The 9,133-nt window shown below is 72.2% G+C and carries 9 protein-coding genes; 3 read left to right on the top strand and 6 right to left on the bottom strand.

The window, feature by feature from the left end:
* The first annotated feature begins 97 nt into the window (after positions 1-97).
* Positions 98-898: a VOC family protein gene (locus L0P92_RS38520; RefSeq protein WP_234767784.1), complete on the top strand. Its 801-nt coding sequence runs from the start codon at positions 98-100 to the stop codon at positions 896-898.
* 52 nt (positions 899-950) lie between these two features.
* Here L0P92_RS38520 and L0P92_RS38515 read toward each other — a convergent pair whose 3' ends face one another.
* The 3 genes from L0P92_RS38515 to L0P92_RS38505 all read right to left on the bottom strand — a co-directional run bounded on the left by L0P92_RS38515 (position 951) and on the right by L0P92_RS38505 (position 4,413).
* Positions 951-2,108 carry a carbohydrate kinase family protein gene (locus L0P92_RS38515; protein WP_372497397.1) on the bottom strand — a complete coding sequence of 386 codons (1,158 nt, stop codon included), beginning with the start codon at positions 2,106-2,108 and terminating at the stop codon, positions 951-953.
* Between the two features lie 80 nt (positions 2,109-2,188).
* Complete coding sequence (locus L0P92_RS38510) at positions 2,189-3,478, bottom strand: glucarate dehydratase family protein (protein WP_234767783.1); 1,290 nt, start codon at positions 3,476-3,478, stop codon at positions 2,189-2,191.
* Entirely contained in the window at positions 3,475-4,413 is a 939-nt protein-coding gene (locus L0P92_RS38505; RefSeq protein WP_234767785.1) for a 5-dehydro-4-deoxyglucarate dehydratase, read from the bottom strand. Before L0P92_RS38505 ends, L0P92_RS38510 begins: the two co-directional genes overlap by 4 nt.
* A gap of 116 nt (positions 4,414-4,529) precedes the next feature.
* On the opposite strand from L0P92_RS38505, the gene L0P92_RS38500 reads away from it, so the two are divergent.
* Both L0P92_RS38500 and L0P92_RS38495 read left to right on the top strand, forming a co-directional pair.
* Positions 4,530-5,312 (top strand): IclR family transcriptional regulator, encoded by a 783-nt coding sequence (locus L0P92_RS38500; RefSeq protein ID WP_234767782.1) that lies wholly within the window; start codon positions 4,530-4,532, stop codon positions 5,310-5,312.
* 187 nt (positions 5,313-5,499) lie between these two features.
* Complete coding sequence (locus tag L0P92_RS38495) at positions 5,500-6,687, top strand: MFS transporter (protein WP_234767781.1); 1,188 nt, start codon at positions 5,500-5,502, stop codon at positions 6,685-6,687.
* Positions 6,688-6,721: 34 nt separating this feature from the next.
* Here L0P92_RS38495 and L0P92_RS38490 read toward each other — a convergent pair whose 3' ends face one another.
* From L0P92_RS38490 to L0P92_RS38480, 3 genes are read right to left on the bottom strand one after another with little or no spacing between them, the layout of a single operon-like run.
* Entirely contained in the window at positions 6,722-7,714 is a 993-nt protein-coding gene (locus tag L0P92_RS38490) for an adenosine deaminase (RefSeq protein WP_234767780.1), read from the bottom strand.
* A 20-nt stretch (positions 7,715-7,734) separates the two neighbouring features.
* Positions 7,735-8,640: a ribonuclease Z gene (locus L0P92_RS38485; protein WP_234767779.1), complete on the bottom strand. Its 906-nt coding sequence runs from the start codon at positions 8,638-8,640 to the stop codon at positions 7,735-7,737.
* A gap of 6 nt (positions 8,641-8,646) precedes the next feature.
* Positions 8,647-9,000 carry a histidine triad nucleotide-binding protein gene (locus L0P92_RS38480; protein WP_234767778.1) on the bottom strand — a complete coding sequence of 118 codons (354 nt, stop codon included), beginning with the start codon at positions 8,998-9,000 and terminating at the stop codon, positions 8,647-8,649.
* Positions 9,001-9,133: the final 133 nt, after the last annotated feature.

Here is a 9,133-nt window from a genome sequence, read left to right as displayed (position 1 = left end):
GGATGGGACGGGTAGGGGCGGCGGGGGCGAGTTTCGGTGGGCGTGGGGACGTCGCGGGTGTCAGGCTGAGGGCAGAGACTCTGCGAAGGGAATCGCCATGATCACCACCGACCTCACCCCCGGCTCCCCCTGCTGGCTGGACCTCGGCGCCCCCGACGTCACGACCGCCGCGTCCTTCTACGGCGCGGTACTCGGCTGGGACTACGAGTCCATGGGCGGTTCGGAGGACTTCGAAGGCGGGATGTTCAAGAAGGACGGCAAAACCGTCGCCGGCCTCGGCAAACTCACCGAGGAGGGCGCGCGCTCGGCCTGGATGATCTACTTCACCGTCGATGACGCGAACGCGACGGCGCAGTCGGTGGAGCGAGCGGGCGGCACCGTACGGGTGGCGCCGATGGATCTCGAGGACTGGGGCCGGATGGCGCAGCTCAGCGATCCGCTGGGCGGCCAGTTCGCCGTCTGGCAGCCGGGCAAGAACTCGGGCTTCGAGCTGGCGGACGAGACGGGCTCCCTGTCCTGGACCGAGCTCTACACGAGCGACGCCGCGGCCGCGAAGGAGTTCTACGGCGGGATCTTCGGCTGGCAGTACAGCGAGATGGCACTGCCGGGCGGCGGAGGCGCGTACACCCTCATCACCCCGGCCGGGAAGCCGGAGGACCGGATGCAGGGCGGCCTGATGGAACTCCCCGCGGAGAACCTCGCGCTGGCGAACGGGAAGCCGTACTGGCACCCGGTGTTCAACGTCGACGACTGCGACGCCGCGGTCGCCAAGGTCACCGAGAACGGCGGCAGTGTGCAGATGGGCCCGGAGGACGCGGAGGGCGTGGGCCGGCTGGCCGTCTGTCTCGACCCCGCCAACGCCGACTTCGTGGTGCTGAAGCCGGCCACACCGAGCTGACCGACCGAGCCGAACCCCTACACGGCTCCACCCCGCTCCGCCCTGCCGGCCCTCACGCCGACCGCCGGAAGCCGATCGTCGGCACCGCCCGCCGCAACGGCCAGGGTCTCCCCTCCTCCTCCGGCACCAGATCCGCCAGGAAGGCGTACCGCCGCAGTGCCTCGGGATCCTGCCGGTCCAGGGACTGCACCTTGCGCCACCACGCGCCGATCTCGGCCCAGCCGGGCGCCGAGAGGGAGCCGCCGAACTCCTGGACCGAGAGGGCGGCGGTGAGGCCGGCGAAGGCGAGGCGGTCGGCGAGCGGCCAGTCGGCGAGGGTGCCGGTGACGAAGCCGGCCACGAAGACGTCCCCGGCGCCGGTCGGATCCAGGGCCTCCACTGCGATGGCGGGCACCACGGCCGTCTCGCCGGTCCGCCCGTCCACCGCGTACGCCCCCTCCGCGCCGAGAGTGACCACCGCGACCGGGACGTACGCGGTGAGGGAGTGCGCCGCCTCGCGCGGGCAGTCGGCGCCGGTGTACCGCATGGCCTCCTCGGCGTTCGGCAGGAACGCCTCGCAGTGCTCCAGGTCGGCCAGCCCGGCGAGGTCCCACGCCCCCGTGTCGTCCCAGCCGACGTCGGCGAAGATCCGGGCGCCCTTGCTCGCGGCCTGCGCGATCCAGGTGGCCCGCTGCCCCGGGACGAGGGAGGCCACGGCGGCACGCGCGCGGGGCGGGCAGTCCGGGGCGGGCTCCTCCGGCGGCGGCTCGTGGCCATGGGAGACCATCGTGCGCTCCCCCTCGTACGCCATCGAGACGGTCACCGGCGAGTGCCAGCCGGGCACGGTGCGCGAGGGCGAGAGGTCGATGCCCTCGCCGTGCTCCAGCGCGTCCCAGCAGTACTCGCCGTAGTGGTCGTCGCCGAAGGCCGCCGCCAGCGACGTCTTCAGGCCGAGCCGGGCCAGCGCCGTCGCCATGTTCGCCACACCACCGGGACTCGATCCCATCCCACGCGCCCAGGACTCCGTACCGCGCACCGGGGCCGAATCGAGGCCGGTGAAGATGATGTCGAGGAAGACCGTGCCCGTCAGGTACACGTCCCAGGACGGGTCGGCGGTCGTACGCAGCCCGGCGAGCGGGTCCACCTGGGCCCGGCGGTACGGCCCCGCTGCTCTGGACGACGGCCTCTGCGGCGAGGCTCCCTTGCCGGTCGGCGCGGTGGGCGTGGTCACGGTGCGCTCCCTGACGTGGTGCTGATCTGGCCAGTCTGCACCACACCACCGACAACGCCACCGCGATCCCGCCCGAGCCGCTACCAGCGAGGCACCGAAGGCGTCACCCACCCCGGTTCCGCGACCCGCATCGCGGCGGCGTCGTCGCGGTCCCTCAGCGAACCGTCGTCTTCCAGCCACCGCCGGTGCAGCTCCGCCAGCCTCGCGCGGTCCAGTTCGACGCCGAGGCCGGGGGCGTCGGGGACGGTGATCCTGCCGCCCTCGAAGGTGAGGCGTTCGGTGAGGACGTCCTCGGACTGCCAGGGGTAGTGGGAGTCGCAGGCGTGGTGGAGGTTCGGGACGGTGGACGCCACGTGGGTCATCGCGGCCAGGGAGATGCCCAGGTGGGTGTTGGAGTGCATGGACACGCCGACGCCGAAGGTGCGGCAGACGGCGGCCAGCTGTTGGGTGTTGCGCAGCCCGCCCCAGTAGTGGTGGTCGGAGAGGACGACCTGCACGGCGTCCGAGGTGAAGGCCTCCTTGATCTCCGCGAACGTCGTCACGCACATGTTGGTCGCCAGCGGCACCCCGGCCCGCGCGGCGACCTCGGCCATCGCGGCCGTGCCGAGGGCCGGGTCCTCCAGGTACTCCAGGACGTCCCCGAGTTCCCGCGCCACCTTCAGCGAGGTCTCCACCGACCAGGCCCCGTTGGGGTCGAGCCGCAGGGGGTGCCCCGGGAAGGCCTCGGCGAGTGCCCGTACGGCCGCGATCTCCTCGTCCGGCGGGAAGACCCCGCCCTTGAGCTTGAAGGAGGTGAAGCCGTACCGCTCGGTGAACTTCCGGGCCTGCTCGACGACCCCGGCCGGGTCGACGGCTCCGCCCCAGTCGTCCTTCTCGGCGGCGACGCCCGCCGGGTGCTCGGCCCACTTGTAGAAGAGGTACGCGCTGTACTCGACCGCGTCCCGCACCTTGCCGCCGAGCAGCGCGTGCACGGGCAGCCCGAGCGCCTTGCCGAGGGCGTCCAGGCAGGCGACCTCGAAGCCGGAGACGACGGACAGCCGCAGCTTGTCGGCGGTCTGGACGCCGCGCAGCCCGCCGACGTCGACCTGCCCCTGGACCCGTGACCGGTCGACGGCCACCTCGTCGGCGACGCCGAACAGGCCGTTGAGGTCGCCGACCTGACGTCCGACCAGTTTCTGCGCGAACGGCCGGGCGAGTTCCAGGTACTTGGTGTCGCCGTACGTCTCGCCGACACCGATGACGCCGCCCGCCGTCTCGACCTCCACGATCAGTCGGGGCGTGTACGGCTGGTGGACGCCCTGGGTGTTCAGCAGGGGCGGGTCGGCGACCAGGATGGGCGTCAGGCGGACCTCGGTGATCGTCAGGTTCACAGGGCTGCTCCTACGAGGTCGAGGCCGGTGGCGAGGAGGGCGCGCAGGTCGGCCAGGTCGGCGGCGGACGGGTCGGTGAGCGGGGCGCGTACGGGGCCGACGGGACGGCCGCGCAGCCGGGCCGCCGCCTTCACCAGGGACACGGCGTATCCGGGCACCCGGTCGCGGATCTCGACGAGCGGGACGTAGAAGTCGCGCAGCAGCTTGTCGACCGTGCCCTCGTCGCCGCCGTGGAGAGCGGCGAAGAAGGCGTTCGCGATCTCGGGTGCGAAGGCGTGGACGGCGGAGGAGTAGGCGGGGACGCCGACGGTGGCGTAGGCGCGGGCCTGGATCTCGGCGGTGGAGGCGCCGTTGAAGAAGAGGAAGCCCTCGGGTGCGGCGAGGGTGAGGCGCTGGAGGCGGTCGAGGTCGCTGTGGCCGTCCTTGAGCCCGATGACGTTCGGGATACCGGCGATGCGCTTCAACGACTCGGCGGTGTAGGCGACTTGGCCGCGCTGGTAGGCGATGAGCGGCAGCCGGGTCCGGGCGGCGAGCTGCTCCAGCTGGGCGACCAGGCCGTCCTGCGGGGCGGCGACGAGGTAGTGCGGCAGGACGAGGAGGGCGTCGGCGCCGGCCTCCTCGGCGATCCGGGCGAACCGCGCGGCCTGCGCCCAGCCGTACCCGGCCCCGGCGACCACGGGCACGCGTCCGCCGGACTCCTCGACGGCGATCGTGACGACCTGCCGGTACTCGTCCTCGTCGAGCGAGAAGAACTCACCGGTGCCGCAGGCCGGGAAGACCGCGCCGGGGGCGGTGGCGATCTGGGCAGCGACATGGGTACGGAAGCCGTCCGGGTCGAGCGTGCCGTCCTCGTGGAAGCTCGTGAGCGGGAACGACAGCACGCCTTTGGCCATGCCGTCCCGCAAGCGCCGGATCGTCGCCCCCGCCATTCCCATCTCCATCCCTGTCTCCCCATGTAGACGTCATCCATGTATGAGAATCGAGATTAGATAGGCGAACCACGACCGTCAATGGCGCGCTCCATCCGAGGCGCGACGATTACCATCGGCCCATGTCAGAGACAGGCGGCGTCCGCGAAGTGAAGTCGGCGGCGCGCACCGTGGAGCTGCTGGAGCTCCTCGCCGCGCGCGGCGACCGCCCCGCCCGCCTCCAGGAGCTGGCCGAGGCGCTGGACGTGCCGCGCAGCTCCATGTACGCGCTGCTGCAGACCCTGATCTCGCGCGGCTGGGTGCGAACGGACGTCACCGGTTCCCTCTACGGCATCGGCATCCACGCCCTGCTCACCGGCACCAGCTATCTGGACTCCGACCCGCGCGTCCGGGCCGTACGCCCGTATCTCGACGAGGCGTCGGAGGCGCTGGGCGAGACGATCCACATGGCGCGGCTGGACGGCCGGGACGTGGCGTATCTGGCGACGCGCGAGTCGCACGAATACCTGCGGACGATCAGCCGGGTGGGCCGGCGTCTGCCCGCGCATGCGGGCGCCCTCGGCAAGGCGCTGCTCGCCGAACGCCCCGACGACGGCCTCCCCGAGGGCCCGTACGAGTCCCTCACGCCCCACACCCGCACCACCCGCGAGGCCCTCGCCGCCGACCTCGCCGGAGTACGGGCGCGCGGCTACTCGATCGACCGCGAGGAGGGCGTCCCCGGCATCGTCGGCTTCGGCTTCGCCCTGCGCTACGACGTCCCGGCCCAGGACGCGATCAGCTGCTCGGTGCCGGTGGCGCGGCTGTCGGCGGGCCACGAGGAGCGGATCGTGGCGGTGATGCGGGAGATCAGGGCGAAGATCGAGGCGACGGCGCCCGCGGCGGGCGGGACGGTGCACTGGCGTTAGCGCCGGCAGGAAAGCCCACGTTTACCCGGGCTTCCACACCTCAAACGCAACGTGCGCCAGATCACACCTCCCGCACTTCTTCTGCGAACCATGTGCTTGATACAAATTCTCCGCGCGTTCCTGTCCGTCGACGGCCTGCGCTCCTCCCCGTCTTGAGCCGCTCCTTTCGCATGCCCTGGGAACGCCCGTGTTCGCCCCTCGCACCACCCCCTGGCCCCTCGTCGCCCTTTTCACGGCCGGGTACCTCGCCCCGTATCTGCTGCCGACGGTCGTCGGCAGACTCGACTCCGGGCTTCCGCTCACCCCCACCCAGGCCGGCGCCATCGGCAGCGCGCTGCTGCTGAGTTCGGCGTCGGCGGGCTTTCTGCTGGCCTCCCGTGTCGAGCGGATCGGGGCGCGCAGGCTGGCCCGGCTCGGCCTCACCCTCGCCGTCCTCGGCTACGGCGTGGCAGCGCTCGCGGACGCCGTCCCGTCCGTCGTCCTCGGCGTGGTGATCGGCGGCTTCGGTTCCGGTACGGCCACCGCGGTCGCCGCCACCCGCATCGCCGCCCAGCCCGATCCGCACCGGGCCACCACGCTCGGCCTGCTCGGCGTCTCCGCCCTCGCGGGCGGCGTCTATCTGACGGTGCCGCACCTCGGTCCGGGCCACGGCCAGCCGCTGGCCGCGATAGCGCTCACCGCACTGGCCATATGGCCGCTGACGAGCCGGCTCCCGGCCGCCACGGCCACACCACACCAGCCCGGCTGGAACGGCTCCGGCCTCCCCCACCTGCGCCACGGCCTGACCCTCGCCGCCTGCATGCTCTGCTGGTCCCTCGCGCAGAACTCCCTCTGGGGCGTCAGCGGCCGAATAGGCCTGACCCAGGCGCAGTTGACCGAGACCACGGTCGGCGCGGTGTTCGCCGTGGGGCTCGGCGCGGGCCTGCTGGGCGTGACCGGGGCGGGCGCGCTCGGCCCGCGTCTTGGCAAGGCGCTCCCCATCAGCGCCGGCACGGCGCTGATCGCGGCGTGCATCGCGCTCAGCGCGTCCGCCACCGACCTGACGACGTTCGCGACCGGCGAGATCGCCTGGAACACGCTCTACCCGATCGTCCTGTCGTACCTGATCGGCCTGGCCGCCTCCCTCGACACACGCGGCCGCTGGGCGGTCCTCGTCGGCTCGGCGTCGTCACTGGGCACGGCGGCGGGCCCGCTGACCGGGAGTCTGCTCTCGGCTCAGGCGGGGTTCCCGGTGATGGGGACGGTGCTGGCGGTCGGGCTGCTGGTGATCGCCGTACCGCTGACGGTGGTGGCCTTGAGGGCGGGCAGGCGCACGCTGCCGGTGGTGGAGATCCCGGTGGAGGCACCCGCCTACGACAAGGCGACCGCGGCCTGAGCGCCCCAAAGGACCCCACCTTCGACGACAGGGCCTAGGGGAACTCGTACGCCTCGACCTCCGCGAGATACCTCTCCCGCCTCTCCTCGTCGTCCTCCAGGAAGGAGGCGAGGAAGGAGTTGCGGGCCAGTTCCCGCAGCCGTTCCCGGTCGAGGCCCAGCGTCGCGCGCACCGCGTCGAAGTTGTCGCCCGCGTAGCCGCCGAAGTAGGCCGGGTCGTCGGAGTTGACCGTGCACACCAGGCCGGCGTCGAGCATCGCGGGCAGCGGGTGGTCGGCGAGGGTGTCGACCGTCCGCAGCCGCACGTTGGACAGCGGACACAGGGTCAGTGGCACCCGCTCCCGCACCAGCCGATCCACCAGCGCCGGGTCCTCCACGCACCGCAGCCCGTGGTCGACGCGCTCGACGCCGAGGACGTCGAGGGCCTCGGTGATGTACGCCGGCGGCCCCTCCTCGCCCGCGTGGGCGACGCGCCGCAGACCGAGCGCGGCGGCGGCCTCGTAGACCTCACGGAACTTCACCGGCGGGTGGCCGACCTCGGCCGAGTCGAGGCCGACGCCGGTGATCCGGTCGAGATACGGCTCGGCGGCCCGCAGCGTCGCCATGGCCGACTCGGCGGAGTCGTCGCGCAGGAAGCACATGATCAGCCGGGTCGAGACCCCGTGGTTCGCCTCGCTGCCGCCCAGCGCCCGCCACAGCCCCTCGACCACCGTGCCCAGCTCCAGGCCCCGCTTCGTGTGCGCCTGCGGGTCGAAGAAGATCTCCGCGTGCCGTACGCCCTGCGCGGCGGCACGCGCGAGGTAGGCGTTCGCGAGGTCCTCGAAGTCCCGCTCGGTGCGCAGGACGGCCATGAGCTCGTAGTACAGGTTCAGAAAGGACTGGAGGTCCTCGAACTGGTAGGCCTTGCCGAGCTCGTCGGTGTCGGCGTACGGCAGCTCGACGCCGTTGCGTGCGGCAAGCTCGAAGGCGAGCTCGGGTTCGAGGGTGCCTTCGATGTGGAGGTGCAGTTCAGCTTTGGGGAGGGGCATCGAAGCATCGTACGGCGGTGTCACCGACGTTTCGGTAGCGGCACCCGCAGCAGGTCGTGCGCGACCGTCAGCTCCCCGTCGTAACCGGCGTCCCGCGCCTGCCGTTCGAACTCGTCCGGCTCGGTGTAGCGCTGGCTGAAGTGGGTGAGCACGAGATGCCGTACGCCGCAGTCGACCGCGACACGGGCGGCCTGACCGGCGGTCAGATGGCCGTGCTCGGCGGCGAGTTCGGCGTCGTCGTCCAGGAAGGTGGACTCGATGACGAGCATGTCGCAGCCGTCGGCGAGGGCGTACACCCCGTCGCACAGCCGGGTGTCCATGACGAAGGCGAAACGCTGCCCGCGGCGCGCCTCGCTCACCTCCGCGAGGGAGACCCCGCCGAATGCCCCGTCCCGCTGGAGCCGCCCCACGTCCGGCCCCTTGATGCCGTGCGCGGCGAGGCGTTCGGGCAGCATGCGGCGGCCGTCGGGCTCGACGAGGCGATAACCGTACGACTCCACGGGGTGCGACAGCCGGGCGGTGTGCAGCGCGTAGCCACCGGTGTCGGCGACGACCCCGTCCGCGCTGACCGGCGCCTGGGTGAGGGCGACGGTCTCCCGGTAGGCGGTGGCGTACCGCAGCCGGTCGAAGAAGCGCTGGCCGGAGAGCGGGTAGTGGGCGGTGACGGGGTACGGGACCTTGTCGAGGTTGATCCGCTGGATGACGCCGGCGAGGCCGAGCGAGTGGTCGCCGTGGAAGTGGGTGACACAGATCCGGTTCAGGTCGTGCGCCGCGACCCCGGCCCGCAGCATCTGCCGCTGTGTGCCTTCGCCGGGATCGAAGAGGATCCCTTCGCCGTCCCAGCGCAGCAGGTAGCCGTTGTGGTTGCGGTGCCGGGTCGGGACCTGGCTGGCCGTGCCGAGGACGACCAGTTCACGTACGGACATGGCGAGTTACCCGGGGGGCCACTGCATGCCGCGGCCGCCGAGGACGTGGGCGTGCGTGTGGAAGACGGTCTGGCCCGCGCCGGCGCCGGTGTTGAAGACGATGCGGTAGCTCTCCAGCTTGTCCTCGTCGGCCACGGCCTGGGCCTCGCGCAGCAGGTCCGCCGCGAGGGCCGGGTCGGCGGTGGCGAGGGCGGCGGCGTCCTTGTAGTGCGCCTTCGGAATGACCAGGACGTGGGTGGGCGCCTGGGGATTGATGTCCCGGAACGCGACCGTCGTGTCCGTCTCCCGCACGATCGTCGCCGGGACGTGCCCTTCGACGATCTTGCAGAACAGACAGTCGTCCTTGGGTTCCCCTGCCATGCGTGTGCCTCCTCACGCCGGGTGATCTCTTACGGGGCATGCTATCGCCGGGGCCACAACCTTCTCCGCCCCCGCCGCCCCTCCCCGTCCCATCCCTGGGGGCTCCGCCCCCTGGGATGGGACGGGTAGGGGC

The organism is Streptomyces muensis, assembly GCF_021474425.1.
In the GTDB taxonomy this organism is placed as follows: domain Bacteria; phylum Actinomycetota; class Actinomycetes; order Streptomycetales; family Streptomycetaceae; genus Streptomyces; species Streptomyces muensis.
The sequence above is the reverse complement of the archived record's forward strand: the minus strand, read 5'-3'. Positions and strand labels throughout refer to the sequence as shown.